At 63.2% G+C, this 22665-nt stretch carries 16 protein-coding genes and 1 tRNA gene; 11 read left to right on the top strand and 6 right to left on the bottom strand.

All coding sequences use genetic code 11. From position 1 onward, the window contains the following. Positions 1 to 18: 18 nt before the first annotated feature. Positions 19 to 3369: an adenylate/guanylate cyclase domain-containing protein gene (locus tag RX329_RS12120; RefSeq protein WP_085383750.1), complete on the bottom strand. Its 3351-nt coding sequence runs from the start codon at positions 3367 to 3369 to the stop codon at positions 19 to 21. Between the two features lie 706 nt (positions 3370 to 4075). Here RX329_RS12120 and RX329_RS12115 point away from each other — a divergent pair. Both RX329_RS12115 and RX329_RS12110 read left to right on the top strand, forming a co-directional pair. After that, positions 4076 to 4885, top strand: a complete 810-nt coding sequence (locus RX329_RS12115) for an integrase (RefSeq protein WP_244561199.1) — start codon at positions 4076 to 4078, stop codon at positions 4883 to 4885. Next, positions 4788 to 5099 (top strand): tyrosine-type recombinase/integrase, encoded by a 312-nt coding sequence (locus tag RX329_RS12110; protein ID WP_317246402.1) that lies wholly within the window; start codon positions 4788 to 4790, stop codon positions 5097 to 5099. The genes RX329_RS12115 and RX329_RS12110 overlap by 98 nt, the downstream gene beginning before the upstream one ends. Positions 5100 to 5160: 61 nt before the next feature. Here RX329_RS12110 and RX329_RS12105 read toward each other — a convergent pair. From RX329_RS12105 to RX329_RS12085, 5 genes are all read right to left on the bottom strand, one after another. After that, positions 5161 to 5236: transfer RNA gene (locus tag RX329_RS12105), tRNA-Lys, on the bottom strand. 189 nt (positions 5237 to 5425) lie between these two features. Next, positions 5426 to 6049, bottom strand: a complete 624-nt coding sequence (locus tag RX329_RS12100; RefSeq protein WP_085385154.1) for a Spy/CpxP family protein refolding chaperone — start codon at positions 6047 to 6049, stop codon at positions 5426 to 5428. Between the two features lie 196 nt (positions 6050 to 6245). Continuing rightward, the gene (locus tag RX329_RS12095; RefSeq protein ID WP_085385153.1) at positions 6246 to 7250 is read right to left on the bottom strand and encodes a TRAP transporter substrate-binding protein; all 1005 of its coding nucleotides are present in this window, start codon (positions 7248 to 7250) and stop codon (positions 6246 to 6248) included. A gap of 170 nt (positions 7251 to 7420) precedes the next feature. Continuing rightward, positions 7421 to 8983: a 2-isopropylmalate synthase gene (locus RX329_RS12090; protein ID WP_317245884.1), complete on the bottom strand. Its 1563-nt coding sequence runs from the start codon at positions 8981 to 8983 to the stop codon at positions 7421 to 7423. 428 nt (positions 8984 to 9411) lie between these two features. Beyond that, entirely contained in the window at positions 9412 to 9675 is a 264-nt protein-coding gene (locus tag RX329_RS12085; protein WP_018457498.1) for a hypothetical protein, read from the bottom strand. A 276-nt stretch (positions 9676 to 9951) separates the two neighbouring features. On the opposite strand from RX329_RS12085, the gene RX329_RS12080 reads away from it, so the two are divergent. The 9 genes from RX329_RS12080 (at position 9952) to uvrA (ending at position 22635) form a co-directional block, all read left to right on the top strand. Next, entirely contained in the window at positions 9952 to 11172 is a 1221-nt protein-coding gene (locus RX329_RS12080; protein WP_085385152.1) for an SMP-30/gluconolactonase/LRE family protein, read from the top strand. 198 nt (positions 11173 to 11370) lie between these two features. Next, positions 11371 to 12555 carry a hypothetical protein gene (locus RX329_RS12075; protein WP_085385151.1) on the top strand — a complete coding sequence of 395 codons (1185 nt, stop codon included), beginning with the start codon at positions 11371 to 11373 and terminating at the stop codon, positions 12553 to 12555. 10 nt (positions 12556 to 12565) lie between these two features. Further along, on the top strand, positions 12566 to 13669 hold the full coding sequence (locus RX329_RS12070; protein ID WP_085385150.1) for an NAD(P)/FAD-dependent oxidoreductase: 1104 nt from the start codon (positions 12566 to 12568) through the stop codon (positions 13667 to 13669). A gap of 250 nt (positions 13670 to 13919) precedes the next feature. After that, complete coding sequence (locus RX329_RS12065) at positions 13920 to 15161, top strand: ABC transporter substrate-binding protein (protein ID WP_085350214.1); 1242 nt, start codon at positions 13920 to 13922, stop codon at positions 15159 to 15161. Between the two features lie 103 nt (positions 15162 to 15264). Beyond that, positions 15265 to 16140 carry a branched-chain amino acid ABC transporter permease gene (locus RX329_RS12060; RefSeq protein WP_018457493.1) on the top strand — a complete coding sequence of 292 codons (876 nt, stop codon included), beginning with the start codon at positions 15265 to 15267 and terminating at the stop codon, positions 16138 to 16140. A gap of 1 nt (position 16141) precedes the next feature. Then, a complete protein-coding gene (locus RX329_RS12055; RefSeq protein ID WP_085350215.1) occupies positions 16142 to 17068 on the top strand; it encodes a branched-chain amino acid ABC transporter permease in 927 nt (308 codons plus the stop codon). Further along, positions 17068 to 18549 carry an ATP-binding cassette domain-containing protein gene (locus tag RX329_RS12050; protein WP_026233383.1) on the top strand — a complete coding sequence of 494 codons (1482 nt, stop codon included), beginning with the start codon at positions 17068 to 17070 and terminating at the stop codon, positions 18547 to 18549. Before RX329_RS12055 ends, RX329_RS12050 begins: the two co-directional genes overlap by 1 nt. Before the next feature lie 41 nt (positions 18550 to 18590). After that, entirely contained in the window at positions 18591 to 19832 is a 1242-nt protein-coding gene (locus tag RX329_RS12045; RefSeq protein WP_026233382.1) for an ABC transporter substrate-binding protein, read from the top strand. Positions 19833 to 20007: 175 nt separating this feature from the next. Then, a complete protein-coding gene (gene uvrA, locus RX329_RS12040) occupies positions 20008 to 22635 on the top strand; it encodes an excinuclease ABC subunit UvrA (RefSeq protein WP_317245883.1) in 2628 nt (875 codons plus the stop codon). The last annotated feature ends 30 nt before the right edge of the window (positions 22636 to 22665 follow it).

Genomic DNA, 22665 nt, shown 5'->3' with positions numbered 1-22665 from the left:
AGCGTTGTCCCGGCTTGATCACCGTAGCCCATCGAGAAGCACCTTTGCCACCTTTAGATCATGCGTCTCGAACCCTTCGGTGAAGCTGGCATAAATCGGCGCGAGAAAATTGAGCGCTTCCTCGCGTCTGCCCTGATGGATCCACAGAGCAGCTTGGTCCGTTGCGGCGCGGAGCTCAAGCGTCCTGGCGTGTTGACTTCTTCCCGTGCTCAATGCCCGGTCGAGCAGCGCCTGCGCCTCGGCTTCCACGGCCGGTCCACCGCGGGCGACCAGCACCCGTGCCTTTAGACGATACAGTTCGGCTTCTAGGATTCGTTCGCTGTTACGGTTAGCTGTAGCTAGGCCGTGCTCGATCAACTCCAGCGCGGCCTCGTAGTCGTGACTATTTAACAATGGCGGACACAACAACACGTCGAGCGCGGTGATGGCCAGCTGATAACCGGCGCTGCGATATCCGTCCAAGACGGCACCGATCTCCCCCAGTGCGCTGGGTGAAGGATCGAGCGAAGCCACGCATATGCCCCGAAGGGCGCGCGCCAGGCGCCATTGCCGGAATCCATGTTCCTCGGAAAGGGCGATGCAACGTTCGGCATGACCTTGCGCGACCAGGAACTCGCCGCGAAGCGCGTGAAGAATGCATGCGTAGTAACAGGCATACGCCTGGGAATGCGGATGACTTATAGCGTCTGCGCGCCGAATGGCAGCGTCCATTCGCACAATTGCCGTATCGGGCTGGCCGAGCAGCCAGAGCGCCCACGACATCAGCGCCAGGTCCGCCACGCCGGCATCCTGGCCGGCCGAACGCGCCGCCAGCCTGTCGTCCTCGCTGCTCGCCTCGAACGCTTCATAGGCGCGTCCAATCGCTTCATGGGCACCGGTAAGCTGTCCCATGAAGAGGCGGATCATTGCCTGCCCGCGCATCGCGTTGAGCAACGCCGGTAGATCGTCGCGCGCTTCGGCGAGCTGGAGCAGGGCCGCGATCGTTTCCTCGGCGACCGGCAACTCACCGCGCATTACGCTCGCAGTGGTCAACCAGAACATCACCTGGAGTTGCTCGGGAGGGCCTCCCAGGCGCTCGCACAGCTCGCGCGCGCGGGCAAAGGTTGCCATCGCCTTGTTCGAGGCTGGCCCTTGCGTAGCGATCAGGCAGGGCCCAAGGGCGAAGTGGAAGGCAAGTTCCAGCTTATCCTTTCCGGCGCCTTCTGGCAGATGGCCCGAGGCCTCGATACCCCGCTGCAAGTGTGCGATGGCTTCAAGGTTGGCCGAGCGCATGGCGGCCTTCTTGCCTGCCTGCAGCCAATATGCCTCCGCCTTTTGAAACAGGCCGGCCTCTGTCAGATGATGCGCAAGAGTTTCGGGTTGAGTCTCCACAAGGTCCGGGAACCGTTGCTCGAAGGCACCCGCGATCGCAGCATGCAGCGCTGCGCGTCGGCTCTTCAGGAGTCCCGAGTAGGCAGCGTCCCGCACAAGCGCGTGCTTGAAGGTATAGATTGCCTGCGGTATCTCGCCCCGGCAGAATATCAACTCCGAGCGAACCAACTGAGCAAGCGCCTCCTCAAGTCTCTCTTTTGACAACCCGGCTACGGTGCTCAGCAGTTCGTAGGAGAACTCGCGACCCACCACAGCGCCGATCTGAGCCACCTCCCTCACTGGAGCCAATCGATCGAGCCTTGCCATCAGCGATGCGTGCAAACTCGTTGGAATCGCCATCGGGGGGAGAGGACGGTTGAGGACGTAGTGATCGTCCTGTTCATTTAATAGCCCGGTTTCGAGCACCGTCTTGGTCAGTTCCTCCACGAATAGGGGCACGCCATCGGTGCGGGCGAGGATCTGGTCCATTACCTCTTCCGGGAGCGTCTTGCCAGCGGTGACGCGCTCGATTAACGCCGCCCCGTTGCGTCGGTTCAGCCGCGTGAGCGAGATCGTCGTCACATGCGCATGACCTGGCCACGGCGGAGTGAACTCTGGCCTCGCCGTGATGAGCAGCAGCCCCCGAAGCCGGGGTAGGTGTTCCAAGGTCATCGTGAGCAGCTCCAGCGACGTCGGATCTGCCCAATGGACATCCTCTACAATGACGAACACCGGCTGTCTTGCGGCCAAGCCAGTTAGCTGGGACAAAAACGCCGCTAACGTTAGCTCCTTGCGCTTCTGCGGGCTCAGCTCTGGCATACGGTAGCGGTTACTCGGTGGAAGGGACAGAAGGTTGGCCAGAGGTAGCAACACGCGGTCGGCATCAGCCCGCACGAGCAGAGCCTCGAGCTTAGCGAACTTCTCTGCGGGCGGGTCGCCCCGCTCGAACCGGGCAGCGCGTTCGAGCTGGCGGGTGAAAGGATACAGCGCACTGTTGGTGTGGTGCGCCGAGCAGAACTGGCGCACCGTTATATGCGGTTCGCCTTGGAGCCGCTCCTCAAGCGCCAGCGCAATGTGCGACTTGCCGATACCGGGCTCTCCGGTGAGCATCACCGCGCAACCTTCGCTACGCCTGGCGTGCTGCCAGCGACGCAAGAGCATCTCGATTTCCTCGTCACGCCCGATTGGCGGCGCCAATCGAGATTTGTGCTGTGCCTCGAAGCGGCTTTCCACTTCGGTTGTTCCCAGTACCTGCCAGGCTGGCATTGGCTCGGCCCATCCTTTAAGCGCGACAGGGCCGAGATTGCGGAACTCGAAATGCCCATCAGTGAGCCGGTGCGTACTTTCGGAAATCAGCACGGTACCGGGATTGGCGAAGGTCTGCAGGCGCGCAGCCAAGTTTGGCGTCTCGCCAATGACCGTCTGCTCTTGAGCTGAACCTTCGCCGGTCAAATCGCCCACGACCACCATACCGGTAGCGATGCCAACGCGAACCTGCAGCTCGGTGGCGGGTTCTGTCCGGAGGCTAGCTACGGCATCGACCAGCGCCAGCCCGGCGCGTGTCGCTTGTTCGGCATCATCCTCGTGGGCCTGGGGATAACCGAAATAGGCGAGCACGCCATCTCCCATGTACCGCGCGATAACCCCTTCATTCCTGGCAACAACCTCTGCGATGCAGCGGTGATAGGTGCCCATTACGGCCCGCAGGTCCTCCAGATCAAGGCGGGCCGAAAGTGCCGACGAGCCGACCAAATCGCAAAACATGATTGTAAGCTGACGCCGGCCGGCGTGATCCGTCGAGGCCGGCTTAGCGCCCGCTTGAGGCGTTCGCAGGACCTCTCTCTGAAGTTCTACGATCGCGCGCAGCATCTTGCGGCGATGCCCAAGCAGGACGCCCAAATCCTTTAAATCCTGCTCCGTGAGATCGCGAACGACCGAGAGGTCGATGGCGTTTTCGCGGAATCGCTCGGCGTACTCGCCCAAACCGATCGATGCTAGCCACTCTGCAATACCTGCCATGGTATACCTATGGCTTATACGATGAGAATAGCACATTGGAGAGGCTTGCGAAGGCACATCTGTCGACCGAAGCGCCGGACGTCTTGCCCAATGTAACACAGTGGCCCAGGCGAAAAGTGAACGCCGCTGGGCGCGATGTCTGTTAGGGGTCAAAGTGCGAAGAACTCAACCTAAGCAAATCTGGTCCGCCATGCCTCATTAAGCGGACCTAGTCGAGATGTGCCGGTACTTCGCTAACGGGCCATAAGCGGGCAATCAATGCATGCCTCGTTAAGGGACCAGAAGCCCACATACCGAACAGCTCCCCCTCATCACCGAATCCCTTGGCACCTGGAGCTAAATGCGTAGACTGGGTCCGACCGAGCCAGGAGGGAGATTTGGCGATAGAGCGGCCAAATCGACGGCTGACGACGATCCTGGCGGCCGATGCAGTCGGCTAGCCCCCGCTGCAGCTTGCACGCTATCGGCTTCAGATCGACCTTGCGTTCGTTCAGCGACCTCGCACAGTTGATGTCGACTAGGGTGAAGAAGAAAACCTTCCTATCGGTCGTCCTAGTGGTGTTGTCGTAGCCAAAGTAAGGCTCCAGTTCCTCGCAGAGGAAATGGGCACAGCATATCCGTGCCGAGCGACAGACCCTGAGCGGCGTAGGCGACGCCAAAAACTGCGAGACAGAGGGTGCGGCCTTGGACGAATGGAGGATGAACCGTGCGCGTCGTTCTGAAAGGAATTCATAAGGTCAAGAGACGGCTCGCAAATGGCGAGACGAAAGTACATTGCTACGCATGGCGTGGGGGCCCCGCCATCCATGCGCAGCCCGGTGCGCCAGACTTCGTTCGAGAGTATCACGATGCGCATGCGAGCCTTCGGCAGCCCCGCGCCGGCACCTTCATGACGATCGTTGCGCAGTACAAGGCCGCACCAGAGTTCACCGGACTAGCGGCATCGACCCGTCGTGCGTACCTCGCCTACATTAAGCTGATCGAAGATGAATTCGGCGACCTGCCGGTGGCAGCTCTGGCCGATCGTCGAGTGCGTGGTGAGTTCAAGGCCTGGCGCGACCTGTTCGCCGAGACACCACGTAAGGCGGACTACGCCTGGACCACGTTGGCGCGGATCATGTCGTTCGCAAAAGACCGCGGCATCATCGCGACCAACCCATGCGAGCGCGGGGGCCGCCTCTACGTAGCAGACCGCAGAGACAAGATTTGGACCGAGCAGGACATCGCAGCGGTTCTTGCGATCGCCTTTAGCGAGATCCAGCCCGCCTTAGTCCTGGCGTTGTGGATTGGCCAGCGCCAAGGCGACTTGCTGCGACTGCCCTGGTCCGCCTACGAGAACCCCTACATTCGCCTGCGCCAGTCTAAAGGCGGGCGGCGCGTCGCGATGCCAGCCGGCGCGCCTTTGCGAACCCTTCTCGATATCACCGAGCGCCGAGGCCCCCCTGATCCTGACCAACACGCTCGGTCGGCCATGGACGTCGGACGGCTTTCGCACGTCCTGGGGAAGGGCATGTGAGCGCGCCGGTATCGGTGAACTGACCTTTCACGACCTGCGCGGCACGGCAGTGGTGCGCCTCGCAATCGCAGGCGCCAGCGTGCCACAGATCGCAGCCGTCACAGGTCATTCGTTGAAAGACGTCGAGGCCATTCTCGAAGCGCACTACCTCGGTCGCGACATTCAGCTCGCTGAAGCTGCGGTGGTGAAGCTCGAAGCGAGAACAAAACTGTAAACGGTGGTGTAAACGGCGCTGGTTTTGCCGTTTGCTCAGCCCGCTAAGTGTTTGAATTATATGGTGGGCGCACCAGGGCTCGAACCTGGGACCCGCTGATTAAGAGTCAGCTGCTCTACCAACTGAGCTATGCGCCCGAAAGGCGGTTAAAGCCTTGCGAGGCCGGTCGTTTAGCAAAGCGATCCGGGTCTGGCAAGCGATGGCGCGTAAGTTTTCCAAGGGTATGCCAAGGCTTTGCCAAGGGTTTGCCCACATCCCCCAAAAAAGCGAAAAGCCGCTGGATTCCAGCGGCTTCGCCAGGGTTGATCGGGGCAACGCTTGCAGGCTCAGAGCCGGCCCTCGCGGTCCCGGTCCGGGCCATCGTCGCGGTCGAAACGGTCGCGGTGGAAGTGGTCCATGCCGCGCTCCATCATGCGGTCCATGCCACGCTCCATGAAGTGGCGGCGCGGGCCGTCTTCGCCGCCGCCGAACGGGCCGCGGTGACGGGTCAGCACGGCGAGGCGCCGCTTCTGGCCCTCGTCGAGGGTCTTGTAGAGCGGATCGGCGGCATCGGCGATCTTCTTCAGGGCCGCCGACGTTGCGCCCATGTCCTCGGCGCGCTGACGCAGGCGGGCGACCGGATCCTCCGGCCTGACGGCGCCCTTGTTAGCGTCCTTGCCGGCATCGCCGGCGCCGGCATTCATCCGCGCATTGGCGCGGTCGATGCGCAGCTTGGCGAAGTCGCGCACGGCGGCCTCGACCGGCGGCCACAGCTTTTCCTGGTCGGCGTTGAGCTTCAGCCCGGCATGGACGGCAGCGATCCGCGCGTCGGCCATGGCGGCGCGGTCTTCCGGGTTCATGCGGATGTGGCGCATGTGCTCGTGCATCCACGGGCGATGATACTGGGCATAGACCGCGCCCGAGCCGGCGATGCTGAGCACGGCGATGGCGGCGATGGTGAATTTCCTCATGCGAACTCTCCTCTGGAAGGATGTCGTGAGGATGAGCGCAGCGCGGGTTGCGCGCAACTTACAACTTGGACAGGGAGCGCGTCCTTTCCAAGATGTAACGCTCCTGAATTTTAGTTCAGTCGCAATCGGAAATCATTCGCAACAAAAAGGGGCTTCCGCGCCCGGCACGGAAGCCCCCATTCATCATCCGTTCAAATCAGTTGGTCGTGCTCTTCGCTTCCTTCTGGAATTCGTCGATCAGCGGCTGGCCGACGCGGCCTGCGGCGTCCTTGTAGACCGGCTCCATGGCCTTGCGCATCCCCTCGTCCTGCTCCGGCGTGAGCTTGATGATCTCGCTCTTGCCGCTCTTCCTGATCTCGGCGAGCGCGTCCTCGTTCTCCTTCTGCGACTGCGTATTGTTGAAGTCGGTCGCTTCCTTCATCGCCTTCGTCAGCTGGTCGCGGATGTCGGCCGGCAAATCGTCCCAGAACTTCTTGTTCACGATCACGACGTAGCCGATGTAGCCGTGGTTGCTCTCGGTGATGTACTTCTGCACCTCGTGCATCTTCTGGGTATAGATGTTCGACCAGGTGTTCTCCTGCCCGTCGACGACGCCGGTCTGCAGCGCCTGGTAGACTTCGCCGAACGCCATCACCTGCGGCAGCGAGCCGAGCGCCTTGAACTGGGCCTGGAGCACGCGCGAGGACTGGATGCGGAACTTGACGCCCTGATAGTCGGCCGGCGTCACCAGCTTCTTGTTGGCGCTCATCTGCTTGAAGCCGTTGTCCCAATAGGCGAGGCCGGTGATGCCCTTCGGTTCGAGCAGCTTGAGCAGCCTGGCACCGAGCGGACCTTCCGTCACCTTCCGCAGCGTCTTCAGATCAGGCAGGATGTAGGGGAGATCGAATACCTCGAACTCGCGGATGCCGAGCGGGCCGAACTTGGAATTGGACGGCGCCAGCATCTGCACGCTGCCGAGCTGGAGCGCCTCGAGTTCTTCCTTGTCCTTGTAAAGCGTCGAGTTCGGGTAGATCTCGACCTTGACCTTGCCGCCGGTGTACTTCTCGGCGAGCTCCTTGAATTTCTCCGACGCCTTGCCCTTCGGCGTGTCGGTGGCCACCACGTGGCTGAACTTGATGATGATGGGCGACTGGGCCGATGCCGGCCCGGTCAAGCCAAGTGCCAGGACCGCGATGGACGCAGCGATCGCGAAGGTGCGCATAATCTCTCCCTGTTGTTATTTGGGCCACCGGGCGCGCGGGTGGCCTATGCCGTCAGCATCAATACAGGTCGACATCACCAGCTGCTATTGGTCGTTAGCAGGGCAGCCATTCATGGTGAACGCCGCAAGCACCGCCTCTCCCGCTTCCGGAAGAGGCGGTAGTAGCAACCTCAGCTCGCCGCCGCGGTCGTTACGGTGTCGCGCTGGCGTTTCATGACGATCTTGTTGAGCGCGCCGAGATAGGCCTTTGCTGAGGCCACCAGCGTATCCGGATCCGCCGCGCGCGCGGTCATCGCGCGTCCCTCGTGCGACAGCCGCACCGAGACTTCGGCCTGCGCGTCGGTGCCTTGGGTCACGGCGTGGACCTGGTACAGCTCGAGCTTGGCTTCGTGCGGCACCAGGCGCTTGATGCAGTTGAACACGGCATCGACCGGCCCGTTGCCTTCGGCCTCCTCGATCTTGATCTGGCCGTCGACATCGAGCTTCATCGTCGCGCGCTGCGGGCCATGGGTACCGGCGATCACGGTCAGCGAGGTCAGCTTGATGCGGTCGTGCGAAGCCGCCATCTCCTCGTCGACCAGCGCCTCGATGTCCTCGTCGTAGATGTCCTTCTTGCGGTCGGCCAGCGCCTTCATCCGCGTGAACGCATCTTCCAGCTGGTTCGGACCGAGCTTGTAGCCCATCTCCTCCAGCTTGTGCACGAAGGCGTGGCGGCCGGAATGCTTGCCCAGCACCAGCGAGGACTGCTTGAGGCCGACCATGTCGGGCCGCATGATCTCGTAAGTGGAAGCGTCCTTCAGCACGCCATCCTGATGGATGCCGCTCTCATGCGCGAACGCGTTGCGGCCGACGATGGCCTTGTTGTACTGCACCGGGAACGAGGTCGCCGCCGACACCACCTTCGAGGCGCGGGTCAGCTGCGTCGTGTCGATCTTATTCCAGAACGGGAATTTGTCGTTGCGCACGTTGATCGCCATCACGATCTCTTCCAGCGCGGCGTTGCCGGCACGCTCGCCGATGCCGTTGATGGTGCACTCGACCTGGCGCGCGCCGCCAATGACGCCTGCCAGCGAGTTCGCCACCGCCATGCCGAGGTCGTTATGGCAGTGCACGGAGAACACCGCCTTGTCCGAGTTCGGCACGCGCTCGATCAGCGTCTTCATGAAGTGGGTGTATTCGTCGGGCGTGGTGTAACCGACGGTATCAGGAATGTTCACCGTGGTGGCGCCGGCCTTGATGACGGCTTCGACGATGCGGCACAGATAGTCCATCTCGCTGCGGGTGCCGTCTTCGGCCGACCATTCGACGTCGTCGATCTGGTTGCGGGCGCGCGCGACCATGGCCACCGAGGTCTCGAGCACCTGCTCCGGGGTCTTGTTCAGCTTCACCCGCATATGCAGCGGCGACGTCGCGATCACGGTGTGGACGCGGCCACGCTTGGCGAATTTCACCGCTTCTGCGCAGCGGTCGATGTCGGCCGGATGGGCACGCGACAGACCGGCGATGACGGCGTTCTTGGAGCGGCGGGCGATCTCGCTGACCGCCTGGAAGTCGCCTTCGGAGGTGATGGGGAAGCCGGCCTCGATGACGTCGACGCCCATATCGTCCAGCATCTCGGCGACCTCGAGCTTCTCCTCGAAGGTCATGGTGGCGCCGGGGCACTGCTCGCCGTCGCGCAGGGTGGTGTCGAAAATGATGACGCGGTCCTTATCGGACTTGTTCACGGGGGCCATTTGAATTTCCTTTTGAGCTTTTTGCGCCGTCAGTCTTCTGGGCGCTTGAGGTGTCCGGTGATCTCGACCAACCCCTGAGCGCCCAGGCGCATGGCGCCCAGCCGGCCCTCAGGGGCAAGTAAGAAGAAGCCCGCCAATCAGGAGGGTGGGCAGCAGCGCGGCCGGGATCGCGGCGGCGGCAAGAGCCACCTCCCCCGAAATCCCATCGATTTGGCCGCGAATCAGCATTACCGGACCCTTTGAGCCCTCAAATCCTCGGTCAAAACCGTTGATGGTTGGTTGCCGGGAGGCTCGATGCGTCGTTTCTAGACGAGAAATGGCAGCAACCGCAACGCCAAAAGATGGACAGAAGGGCTGACATGATCGCAGCGCCGGATGCGTGACGGTGCCAATTGTTTGGCCGACCGAACGCCGGCAAGGCGGTCAAGCTATGCCGAGCGGCGAGCGCGAGCCCTGCTCTCCCAGCGGTTCAGCATCTGACCGAGCTCGCTGGTGGCAACCGGCGTAGCCGTGCCAGCGATCGCGATATCGTTGGTGTTGGCTGGTGCGTTGGCACTGAGCCAATCCGGCTCGCTGTACTCACGCCAGCGGCGCGCCTCGGCTCGTCTTTTTCGGGAGACGTAGTCGCGGGTGAAATAGCCGGCCGCAAATGCAATCCCGAGCAGCAAAACCAGTACGACGACAGCGACCACAGTAAACTCCGATTTACGCCCCGAATGACGTTCTGCCAGCATCGCGCAGGAGGTCAAGGCTTGACATTCCCCTGCTTGGCAATGTCCCGAAGACAGCTCCGGTAAACCCCGTCACGCCTGATGAATTTGTCGTTTCCATGTTCGACGTTGCAGCGCTTTGCCGCCCCGATCTCGCTGAGGATGCGTACCTCCCCCTCGCAACCGTCATCGGACCGGACTAACCTTGCCCTGCTCGGCCGGATCAACCGGCTAGCCGAACATGACCGGGAGGACGCGATGACACGCCAAAAGCAGCGTGACCAGGATGCTGCGCTTTCACGACGAACGCTCGTTCAGGGGTTTGCGCTCGGCGCCGCCACTTTTGCCGGCGCCGGCTCCGCGCTGGCCCAGACCGGACCAGCCGCGCCGCCGACGACGATTACCACCCCGCCACGCGATTTCGGTCCCAACGGCGCGCCGACCACCTATTTCTGGGACCCCGATGTCGTCACAGTCGATCCGTCCTTCAACGATCTCGCGCAGCCCAACACTGCGATCAAGCGTCTCTATACGGGTTTGCTGTGGGCTGAAGGCCCGGCGTGGAGTGCACAGGGCCGCTATCTGCTCTGGAGCGACATTCCCAACAACAGGCAGATGCGCTGGAGCGAAGACGACGGTCGCGTCAGCGTGTTCCGCTCGCCGTCCAACAATTCCAACGGCAACTCGTTCGATTTCCAGGGCCGTCAACTTTCCTGCGAACATTTGACCCGGCGGGTGACGCGTTATGAACATGACGGCACCGCGACTGTGCTTTGCGACAACTACAACGGCAAGAAGCTGAACTCGCCGAACGACGTCGTCGCGCATCCTGACGGCAGCTACTGGTTTACCGATCCACCCTACGGCGGCCAGCTCTACGAAGGTGAGCCCGATGCCGCGGGCGGTCCGAGCAATTCCGGCGGCAAGCTCAATCCGCGCATTGGACAGCCGGCCGGCTTCGCACCGGGCAAGCGCGAGCTGCCGACCAATTGCTATCGCATCGATCCTAGCGGCCGTGTCGACCTCGTCGTCACGGAGGAGCAGGTGCCCGACCCGAACGGGCTGTGCTTCTCGCCGGACTTCAAGAAGCTCTACGTCGTATCAACCGGCAAAGGCCCCGGCGACACCGGTCCCGGCGGCAAGGGTGAGATTTTCGTTTTCGACGTCGGCGCCGACAACAAGCTCACCAACCACAAGCGGTTCAGCGAGTGCGTGATCGACGGCGTGAAGTGCGGGCCGGACGGCGTGCGCTGCGACGTCAACGGCAATGTCTGGGCCTCTAGCAATGCCGGCCGCGCCGTCGGCTACAGCGGCGTGACGACGTGGTCGCCGGAGGGCAAGCTGCTCGGCCGCATCCGGTTGCCCGAAGTGTGCGGCAACATCTGCTTCGGCGGCCCCAAGCGCAATCGCCTGTTCATGGCGGCGAGCCAATCGCTCTATGCGGTGTACACGGCCACGCAAGGCGCCGGACCGGGCTGAGCCCGCGCGCAAGATCGCAAGCACGGGCGTCGGCGTGGATCGCCGGCGCCCGCGGTTCCCTGATCGCAATCAAATTACGCCGCGGGCAAATCTCCGCCATTAATCCAACGAAGATTGAATCGCGCGGCAAGGCCGCAGCGCGGTGCAAAGGCATGATGCTCTTCGTTCTCGCGCCCGACTTGAACCGGGAGTTGCGCGATGCGCCGTATGCCGAACGACACCATCATCGTCAGCGTGGGGAACCAGCAATTCGTGACGGAGTTCGGAGACCCGGGCCTTCCGAACGGAGGCCGCGGCGGCAGCGACAGGATGATCGCGACCGTCGACGGTGGCAACGCGGTCCTGATATTCGTTGGCGACGACCAGACCCTCCAAGGACATTCTCACGGCGGAGGCGACCATCTCGCCGCGACCGTCACAGGCTTCGGGGACTACGTGTTCCTGGACGGCGATGCGCAGGCGATGTCCGGCGACGCCCATGGCGGCAACGATGTACTTCATGTCGATGCATCGACATCGATCTACGCGTCTCTCGGCATTTTTGGCGATGCCGAAAGCGCGATGTCGGCCGACACGAGCGGCGGCATTGACGTCGTCATTGCATCGATGGGAAACAGATCGTCCGGCACGTTCAGCGGAGACTCCGGCAGTTCCATGAGCGATCACGCGCGTGGCGGCAATGATATTCTCAGCGTGACCCAGGTCGGCAGTTACGGCGGCGCTTCGATATCAGGCGATGCCCTCGTCTCCATGAGCGGAGATGCGCACGGCGGCAACGACATCCTCAGCTACACCGTCGGCGCCGGAGCCCAATCCGGCGCCGCGTCTCTGGTCGGAGACGCCGGCTACATGAGCGACGATACCCACGGCGGCAACGATATCCTGATCGCTGCCGTCGACGGCAACCCGGACTCCACGTCCATCGTGCTCGTCGGAGACGCCTCGAACATGTCAGGCAACGCGCATGGCGGAGATGATATTCTTCTCGGCAGCAGCCGCGACGATTTGCTGTATGGCGATGCACAGACCTACGCCCCGTTCACGGCCGGCTCGATCACGGGCGGCAAGGACATGCTGAATAGCGGTCGCGGAAATGACCAGCTCTGGGGCGGACCGAGCGACGACAGATTCGTCTTCGACAAGGGCTCGGGCCTGGACGTGATCAACGATTTCGACCAGGGCAACAAGGCTGTCGGCAGCACGGCGCGAGAGCATGATTTGATCAATTTGCGCGATTACGGCTTCGCAGACTGGACGGCGCTGAAAAGCCTGATCAGCGATGACAGCACAGGAAACGCGGTGATCCACCTGACGGCGACCGATACGATTACGCTGGCGGGGGTCCATACCGCGGATCTCCATGCGAAGGATTTCATTGTGTAAGGGAGCATTCATGCGCGTTGTGATCTGCGGCGGCGGCGTCATCGGCGCCTGCACCGCCTGGTTTCTCCGCCGCCGCGGCATCGACGTCATCGTCGTGGAGCGCGCAGACGTCGCGGCCGCAGCATCAGGCAAGGCGGGCGGCTTCCTCGCGCGCGACTGGTGCGAGGGCTCGCCGCTCGATGCGCTGGCGCGACGGAGCTTTGCGATCCATGCGCAGCTGCCGGAACAGATCGCAGGCGATTGGGGCTATCGCCCGATGACCGCTTATAGCGGCTTCGTTGCCGCCGATGGCCACCCGCGCCGGGATGCACCGTCCGCGCTCGGCTGGCTCAGCAACGGCGTCATCATCGCCCAGCGCATCGGCACGATGGAGACCGCCGCGATCGTTCACCCCAAAAAATTCACCGTAGCCGTGATGAACGCGGCGCTCGCGGAAGGCGCCGAGTTTCGTCCCGGCCAGGTGACCGGCATCATGCGCGATGCGAACGGCACCACCGCGACGGGCGTCGAGGTCGACGGCGGCATCGTCGAGGCGGACGCCGTCGTGATCGCGATGGGACCATGGTCGCTGCTCGCGGCGCAATGGATGAGCCTGCCCGCCGTCTACGGCCAGCGCAGCCCGAGCATCGTGTACGACACCGGCACGGATGCGCCGGCCGATGCGCTGTTCCTGGAGTATGAAGAGAATGGCAGTGCCGTGTCGATCGAGGTCTTCCCTCGCGCCGACGGCAGCACGCATATCACCGCTCTCTCCGACATCGCGCCGCTTCCGCTGGATCCGGCTGCCGTGACGCCGGACCACGACGCGATCGCGCGCCTGCAAACCATGTCCGAGCGGCTGTCGCCCCTGTTCCGCTCCGAGAGGATCATTGCGCGGCAAGCCTGCTTCCGGCCGGTGACACAGGACGGCCTGCCGCTGATCGGCAAGGTGCCGCAAAGTGAAGGTCTGTATGTTGCGACCGGGCACAATGTATGGGGCATCCTGAATGCGCCCGCCACGGGCGAGGCCATGGCGCAATTGATCGCGGAAGGTGCGACGCGCAACGTCGACATCTCGCCATTCGATCCGGCCCGGCTCGCGCCGCTCGATCCATCGCTGCTGCAAGCGCGCTGAGCCGACGCGACGGCATCGCAATTCAGCGTTCCGGTTGCTGTGCGCCCGCGATAGCTGCGCATGCCTACCGACGAAATCTGCATGCCTGCGCGTGAAACGGGTCCGACAGCTTTCCTGCCCGCTATTGCCCAGCGCTAGACTTTAGTTCGTGCCTCACAATCCTGAACGCGGTTTCACTTGCCGAGAATGTCTCCGCCGGTATAGTCGCGGCACAATGGCTCATAAGAGGCCTGTTAAGGGAGAGAACAAGATGAAGAAACCGCTCTCTGTTGCGTTGCGAATAGCACTCGGTACCGCCGCGGCCGCTGTGTTGATGAGCTCAGGCGCGGCGCTTGCGGCCGACCCGATCAGGATCGGCGTGATCGCGGAAGCGCAGGCGATTGCCGGCGCCTCCATCCCCCAGGCGGCACAGCTCGCCGCCGACGAGATCAACGCCAATGGCGGCGTCGACGGCCGCAAGATCGAGATCGTCTCTTACGACAATCATTCCTCCTCGGCAGATTCAGTGCGCGCCTTCCAGCGCGCGGTGAACGAGGACAAGGTCAATGCGGTCATCGCCAGCTACATCAGCGAAGTCGTGCTGGCACTGGAGCCCTGGGCCTCGCGGCTGAAGACGCCGTTCGTCACGCCCGGTGCCGCCTCCAACGAGATCAGCAAGAGCGTCCATGCCGACTACGAGAAGAACAAGTACACCTTCCACGGCTATCTGACCTCCGCCGCGCTGGCGCTTTCCGTCTGCGACGGCGCCAAGGACCTGCTCGTCGACAAGATGCACATGAAGACCGCGGTCATCATGAGCGAGGACGCCGCCTGGACCAAGCCGCTCGACATCGGCTACGAGGAATGCCTGCCCAAGATCGGGCTGAAGGTGCTCGACCACATCCGCTTCTCGCCCGATACCACCGACTTCACGCCGATCTTCAACAAGATCGAAGGCTCCAAGCCCGACGTGATCATCACCGGGATCTCCCATGTCGGCGTGCAGCCGACGGTGCAGTGGAAGAACCAGCAGGTGCCGATCCCGATGTTCGGCATCTCCTCGCAGGCCACCAACGAGACCTTCGGCAAGGACACCAATCAGGCGGCCGAGGGCGTACTCTACCAGGGCGTCTCCGGCCCAGGCGTCGCGGTGACGCCGAAATCAGTGCCGTTCGCCGAAGCCTTCAAGAAGAAGTTCGGCAACTATCCCTCCTATGCCGGCTACACCGCCTATGACGAGGTCTACTACATCGCCGATGCGGTGAAGCGCGCGGGCTCGACCGACGCCGACAAGCTGGTCGCCGCTCTGGAGACGACCGACTGGGAAGGCACGATCGGCCGTGTCCAGTTCTACGGCAAGGACGATCCGTTCACGCACTCGATCAAATACGGCAAGGGCCTGATCACCGGGCTGATGCTGCAATGGCAGGACGGCAAGCAGAGCGCGGTCTGGCCCAAGGAAGTCGCCAAGGTCGACGTCAAGTTCCCGAGCTTCATCAAGCTCTCGAACTAGCAGGACACGCTCCCGGGACCAGCTCCCGGGAGCTTCCACATGCGGCCCCGCAGCACGTTGCTCCAGCAACATCGTCTCTCATAAATCGGATTGCCAACCCTAGATGCGTGCTTTCCAGATTCTGATCGATGGCTTTGCCATCAGCGCTCTCTATGCTCTCGGTGCCACCGGCTTCACGCTGATCTTCGGCGTCTCCGGCGTCCTCAACCTCTCCCACGGGGCCATCATGGTGGCGGCAGCGGTGGCGGCCTGGGCTGCCGCCAGCATCCTGAATGTCGGCACCTATGCCGGCGCACTGATCGGCGTCGGTGTCGCCCTCCTTACATCCTTTGCGACCTATTTCGCGGTGGTGAAGCCGATCCAGGATTCCCGGCGCATCCCGAATGAAGAGAAGGAGATCTTCGTCCTCACCGGCACGCTGCTATGGGGGATCATGATCCAGGAGGTGATCGCTTATTTGTTCACCAACAACGCCAAGACCGTGCTGCCGATCGTCGAGGGCGTGGTCGAGATTCTCGGCGTCCGCACGCCCAGGAACGAGATCTTTACCGCGATCGTGTGCTGCTTCGTCATCGCTCTGTTGTGGCTCCTGGTGAACCGCACCCGCACCGGTAAGGCGGTGCTGGCGGCCTCGATGAACCCACGCGGCGTCACCCTGCTCGGCCTCGAGCTCACCAACATCTACGTCGTGGTGTGGGCGATCTACGGCATCCTCGCCGGCATCGCCGGCGTGCTGCTCGGAATGTTTCTCGGCGTCAGCTCCTACAGCGTCGGACCGCTGACCGCGAGCGCGTTCTCGATCGTCGTGCTCGGCGGCCTCGGCAGCGTCTCCGGCTCGCTGATCGCAGCCTTCGTGGTCGGCTATCTCGAAACGCTCACGGCCTATCTGGTCTCGCCGGCCTACCGCACCATTCCGGCGCTGCTGCTGCTCGTGTTCGTGATGTACATCCGGCCCCAGGGCCTTCTGGGGAGGCGCTGAGATGGCCAGCTTCTTTACGACACGCCTGTTCTTCATCTCATTCGCGCTCGTCGTCATCGCGGCGACGCTGCCGCTCTACGTCTCCGGCTACGTGCTCGGGCTTCTCACCGTCGCCTTCTATTTCGGCGTGTTTGCAATGGCGTGGGACCTGCTGTTCGGCTTCGCCGGCGAGGTCAATTTCGGGCCGACCTTCCTGATCGGCGTCGGCGCCTACACCGCCGGCATCCTGAATGCCCAGTTCGGCTGGTCAGTCTATCTCTGCATCGTGCTCGGCGCGCTCGCCTCCGTCATCGCCGGCCTCGTGCTGGCGCTGCCGGCGCTTCGGGTGCGCGGACCGTATTTCGGCCTGACCACGCTGGTCGCGGTGCTGATGCTGCAGAATTTCATCGTGGTGTTTGCCGACCTCACCGGCGGCGAGATCGGCTTGACCATTCCCGACGTCATCTCCATCAACGCCGGCGTCAATTACTGGATCGCGCTCGGCTTCATGACGATCTCGGCGGCCATTCTCTATGGCCTGTCGCAATCGCCTGTTGGCCTGGTGCTGCAAGCCAGCGGCCAGGACCCGGTCCAGGCCGGCGCGCTCGGCTTCAACATCGTCAAGCACAAGCTCGCCGCCTTCATCGTCAGTGCGTTCTTCTCGGGGTTATCAGGCGCGCTGCTGGTGTTCTACTTCGGCACCGCCTCGGTCGGCACCGTCGTCGACGTCGCGGTCGGCGTCAACGTGATCGTCTCAGCCGTGCTCGGCGGCCGGCGCACCGTGCTTGGCGCGGCACTCGGCGCGATCTTCCTGATCGTCGCCGGCGAATTCCTCAGGCCCACCGGCGAGCTCGCGACCTTCATCGTCTCAGCTGTCGCGCTGCTCGTCGTGCTGTTCTTCCCCGGCGGCTTTCTCGGAGCGGCCCTCTCGCGTGAGGCGCGCTCGTGATGGATATGCGATCTTCAAACCGGGCCGTGCTCGAAGTCCGCGGCCTGACCAAGCGCTTCGGCGGACTGACGGCGGTGAAGAACCTCGGCTTCGAGGTCAATAGCGGCGAGATTTTTGGCCTGATCGGGCCGAACGGCTCGGGCAAATCGACCGCGATGAAGAGCGTCATGGGCATCGAACGCCCGACATCAGGCGAAGTCGTATTCGAGGGCGAGAACGTCGCGGGCTTGCCGGCGCACAAGATCGCGCGCAAGGGCTTTGGCATGGTGTTCCAGCATTCGCGACCGCTGAACCGGCAGACTGTGCTGGAGAACATCATGGTCGCGCTGCTGCCGGACAGCCTGTTCATGCTGTTTCCGGACAAGGCGCTGCTCGAGCGCGCCAAATGGATCGCCGATCGCGTCGGGCTCGGCAACGTGATGAACCGCCGCCCGCCGACGCTGCCCTTCGCCGACTTGCGCCGGCTCGAGCTGGCAAAGGCTATCGCGCGCGATCCCAAGGTCGTGCTGGTGGACGAGCCCTTTGCCGGGCTGACGCGGGCCGAGGTCGAAATGTTTTCCGACCTGATCCGCAGTTTCCGCGACGAGGGCCGCGCGGTGATGCTGGTCGACCACAACGTCAAGAGCGTCGCGGCGTTGGTCGACCGCGTGCTCGCGATGTATCTCGGCGAGGAGATCGTCACCGGCAAGGCCGAGGACGTCATGAAGAACGAGACGGTGCGGCGGGTCTATCTCGGCGGCGCCATCGAGACCCATGCGCGGCCCGAGACCAGCTTCAAGGACAAGGTGCCGCTGCTCCAGGTCGAGAATGTCAGCGTGTTCTACGGCAAGGCGCAGGCGCTGGAGAACGTCTCGATCCACGTCCATGAGGGCGAGTTCGTCTCGATCGTCGGTCTCAACGGCGCCGGCAAGACCACATTGTTCAACACCATCTCGGGCTTCCTGCCTTATAGCGGCGAGATCGTGCGCAACGGCGAGAAGCTGCGCGGCACGACGCCGGCGAAGATCGCCCGCAGCGGCCTCGTGCAGTGCCCGGAATCGCGCGAGCTGTTCGGCGAGATGAGCGTGCGCGAAAACCTCGATCTCGGCGGGCAACATCTGGCCGACGACAAGCGCGCGGCACAGCTCGCCTGGCTGTTCGAGCTATTCCCGATCCTGAAAGAGCGTCAGGGCCAGATGGCGCAAACGCTCTCCGGCGGCGAGCAGCAGATGCTTGCGATCGGCCGCGCGCTGATGATGCAGCCGCAGATCCTGATCCTGGATGAACCGACGCTGGGTCTCGCCCCCGTCATCCTCGAACTCCTGTCCAAGGCCCTAACGAGGCTGCGGCAGACGACGTCGATTACGGTGCTGCTCGGCGAGCAGAACGTGACCTTCGCGCTTCCGCATGCCGACCGCGTCTATGTGCTCGAGCATGCGAGGATCGTCTGGGAGGGCGATCCGGGCCGCTTCGCCGCGGAGGCTGGCGCCGATTTTCTCTAGTTCGCCCATACCAACAACAAAACAAGCAAAAGGAAACGACCATGCGACCATCGAAGAGTTTGAGCGGCAGCTTCCTCCTCGCCTCCGCGCTGGCGCTGTGCCTTGCTGCTCCCGCCTATGCGCAGTCGAACGATCCTATCAAGATCGGCGTCATCGCCGAGGTGCAGTCGATCGCTGGTGCCGCGACGCCCGGCGGCGCGCAGATCGCCGCCGACGAGATCAACGCCAAGGGTGGCATTCTCGGCCGCAAGATCGAGATCGTGACCTACGACAACAAGAGCTCCTCGGCGGACTCGGTGCGCGCGTTCCAGCGCGCGGTGAGCGAGGACAAAGTCTCCGCCGTGATCGCGAGCTATATCAGCGAGGTCGTGCTGGCGCTCGAGCCCTGGGCAGCGCGGCTGAAGATGCCGCTGATCACCCCCGGCGCGGCCTCGAACGAGATCACCAAGGCGATCCATAACGACTACGAAAAGAACAAATACACCTTCCACGGCTATCTGACCTCGGCCGCACAAGCGCAGCTCGTCTGCGACGCCGCCAAGGATCTGCTGGTCGAGAAGCTCAAGTTCAAGACGGCCGCGATCATGAGCGAGGACGCCGCCTGGACCAAGCCGCTCGACGTCGGCTACGAAGCCTGTCTTCCGAAAGCAGGCCTCAAGGTCGTCGAGCACGTGCGGTTCTCGCCCGATACCACCGACTTCACGCCGATCTTCAACAATATCGAGGCCAAGAAGCCGGACGTGATCGTCACCGGCATCTCGCATGTCGGCGTGCAGCCGACGGTGCAGTGGAAGAACCAGCAGGTGCCGGTCCCGATGTTCGGCATCAGCGCGCAGGCGCTGAGCCCGACCTTCTGGAAGGACACCAATGGCGCCGCCGACGGCGTGCCGTCGCTGGCGGTCGCAACGCCCGACGTCGCCGTGACCTCCAAGACGAAGCCGTTCGCGGCCGCCTTCAAGGCCAAGTTCGGCTCGCCGCCGGCCTACACCGGCTACACCGCCTATGACGAAGTCTACTTCATCACGGAGGCGATCAAGCGCGCCGGCTCGACCGATCCGGACAAGATGGTCGCTGAGCTCGAAAAGACCGACTACGAGGGCACGATCGGCCGCATCCAGTTCTACGGCAAGGACGACGAGTTCACCCACGGCATCAAGTCCGGTCCCACGACCGTATCCGGTCTGGTCTTCCAGTGGCAGGACTCCAAGCAGGTCGTGGTCTGGCCCGAGAAGATCGCGGAGGGCAAGCTGAAGTTTCCGAGCTTCGTGAAGCTGTCGCAGTAACACGCCACGCTGGGGCACCAGGGCCCCGTCCCGAGCGCCCCATCGCCCTTGCATGGCCCGTCGCTTCAATCGCGGCGGGCCTTCGCTTTGTGCAGAACGCAACCGGTGCGCTGGCATCTGTGGACCCATCCTGCGATCCTGCCGTTATCTCCCATGCGTGGGCCGGAGCAGCGAGATGGACGACCGATCAAGACACCCCGATGGCCTGATGCAAGACGACGGCTTCGTTCGCGTACGAGGTGCGCGTGAGCACAACCTCAGGGACGTCGACGTCAGTATTCCGCGCAACGCCCTCGTCGTGTTCACCGGCGTGTCGGGCTCCGGAAAGTCCTCGCTCGCCTTTGGGACGATCTACGCCGAGGCGCAACGGCGATATCTGGAATCGGTGTCGCCTTACGCGCGCCGTCTCTTCCACCAGATGCAGATCCCTGAGGTCGACGACATCGAAGGCCTGCCGCCCGCCGTAGCGCTCCAGCAGCAGCGCGGCGCGCCGACGACGAGGTCGTCCGTGGGCAGCGTGACGACCATCTCGAACTTGCTCAGGATGCTCTATTCCCGTGCCGGCGATTACCCGCGCGGACAGCCGATGCTCTATGCGGAATCGTTCTCGCCAAACACGCCGGAAGGAGCCTGCCCGACCTGCCACGGTATCGGCAGGATGCTCGACGTCACCGAAAAGTCCATGGTGCCCGACGACACCAGGACCATCCGCGAGCGCGCCATCGCGGCTTGGCCGAGTGCCTGGCAGGGACAGAACCTCCGGGACATCCTGACCACGCTGGGCTACGACGTGGACAAGCCCTGGCGTGAGCTGCCCAGGAAGGACCGCGACTGGATCCTGTTCACGGAGGAGCAGCCGACCGTTCCGGTCTATGCCGGTTACGACTTGGCCGAAGCCAAACGGGCCCTGCGCCGCAAGGAGGAGCCGAGCTATCAGGGCACGTTCACCGGCGCCAAGCGCTACGTGATGCAGACCTTTGCCAAGTCCGAGAGTGCGATGATGAAGCGCCGCGTCGCGCAATTCATGATCACCCAGGACTGCCCGACTTGCCACGGCACGCGATTGAAGCCCGAGGCGCTCAAGGTCAAATTCGCCGGACTTGATATCGCCGAGATGTCTCATCTGCCGCTCAAGAAGCTGCAGGAGGTAATGAAGCCTTTCACAAAGGCTTCGACGGATGGGGCATCGGAGAAGACGATCGTCGCCAGGCGGATCTGTGAGGATCTGTCGGCGCGGTTGGCCGTCCTGCTCGACCTCGGCCTCGGCTATCTCGCTTGCGAGCGCAGCACGCCAACGCTGTCGCCGGGCGAGTTGCAGCGGCTGCGGCTTGCGACACAGGTCCGCTCCAACCTGTTCGGCGTCGTCTACGTGCTCGACGAACCGTCGGCGGGTCTGCATCCTGCCGACACCGAGGCGCTGCTGCGGGCGCTGGACCGGCTGAAACACGCGGGCAATTCGATCTTCGTGGTCGAGCACGAGATCGAGGTGATCAAGCATGCCGACTGGCTGGTGGATGTCGGGCCTGATGCCGGCGAAGGCGGCGGAAACATCCTCTATAGCGGACCGCCCTCAGGACTCGGGCAGGTCGCGCAATCGCGAACCGCCCATTATCTCGCGCATCCACGAAAGCCGCTGCCGATGGTCCGCCGCCAGCCGAAGGCGCATCTGAAAGTCCGGGGTGTGACCCGGAATAATCTCCGCGGCCTCGACGTCGATATCCCGCTCGGCGTTCTCGCCAGCGTGACCGGCGTGTCGGGCTCCGGCAAATCGAGCCTGATCAGCCAATTCCTCGTCGATGCCATGGCGGAGCATCTCGGCCATGCACGGGCTGCGGACGCGGACGACGATAGCCTGGCACCCACGGTCGAGACATTGGGCGGCGAGATCGTCGCCGGCCTCGACCAGGTCGATCGTCTCGTCGTGGTGGATCAGAGGCCGATCGGCCGCACGCCGCGATCCAACCTTGCAACCTATACCGGCCTGTTCGACCACGTCCGGAAGCTGTTCGCCGTGACGCCGCAGGCAAAGTCCCGCCGCTACGATGCCGGGCGCTTTTCCTTCAATGTCGCGAAGGGCCGATGCAGCACCTGCGAAGGCGAAGGATTTGTCTGCGTCGAGCTGCTGTTCCTGCCCAGCGTCTACGCACCCTGCCCGACCTGCAAGGGCGCGCGCTACAATGACAAGACGCTGGAGGTGAAGATCCGCGGAAAATCCATCGCGGATGTGCTGGCGATGCGCGTCGACGAAGCCTTCGAATTCTTCCACGAAGATCCAACCCTCAACCGGTCGCTATCGGTCGTCCGCGAGGTCGGGCTCGGCTATATTCGTCTCGGTCAGTCCGCCACCGAATTGTCGGGCGGGGAAGCCCAGCGCATCAAGCTTGCGACCGAGCTCATGCGGCCGCAACGCGGTCACACGCTCTATGTCCTGGACGAGCCGACCACCGGTCTTCATCCCAGGGATGTCGAGCGGCTGATCGCCCAACTCGAGCGCATCGTGGACGCCGGCAACAGCGTGGTCGTGGTCGAGCACGACATGGATGTCGTCTCTCATAGCGACTGGATCATCGACCTCGGTCCCGGCGCCGGCGAGGAAGGCGGCCGTATCGTGTCGTCGGGGACGCCGCGAGAGGTCGCCGCGGCCGGCGGGAAGACCGCTGGCTATCTTGCCCGTCGCTTGAAACAGCAACGGGCGCGCTCATCACCCATTTCGCAATTGCGTTCTGCGTCGCGGAGACCGGACCCCGACTTTCGCCATGTTGACTTTCCGCCGCCCCGCTCCCCATACTTCGAAAAAGAATAACAAGACTAAATCATAAGACGATCTTTGAGG

The organism is Bradyrhizobium sp. BWC-3-1 (genome assembly GCF_032917965.1).
In the GTDB taxonomy this organism is placed as follows: Bacteria; Pseudomonadota; Alphaproteobacteria; order Rhizobiales; family Xanthobacteraceae; genus Bradyrhizobium; species Bradyrhizobium canariense_D.
Note: the sequence above shows the minus strand (reverse complement) of the source record. Positions and strands in the feature narration are given on the sequence as shown.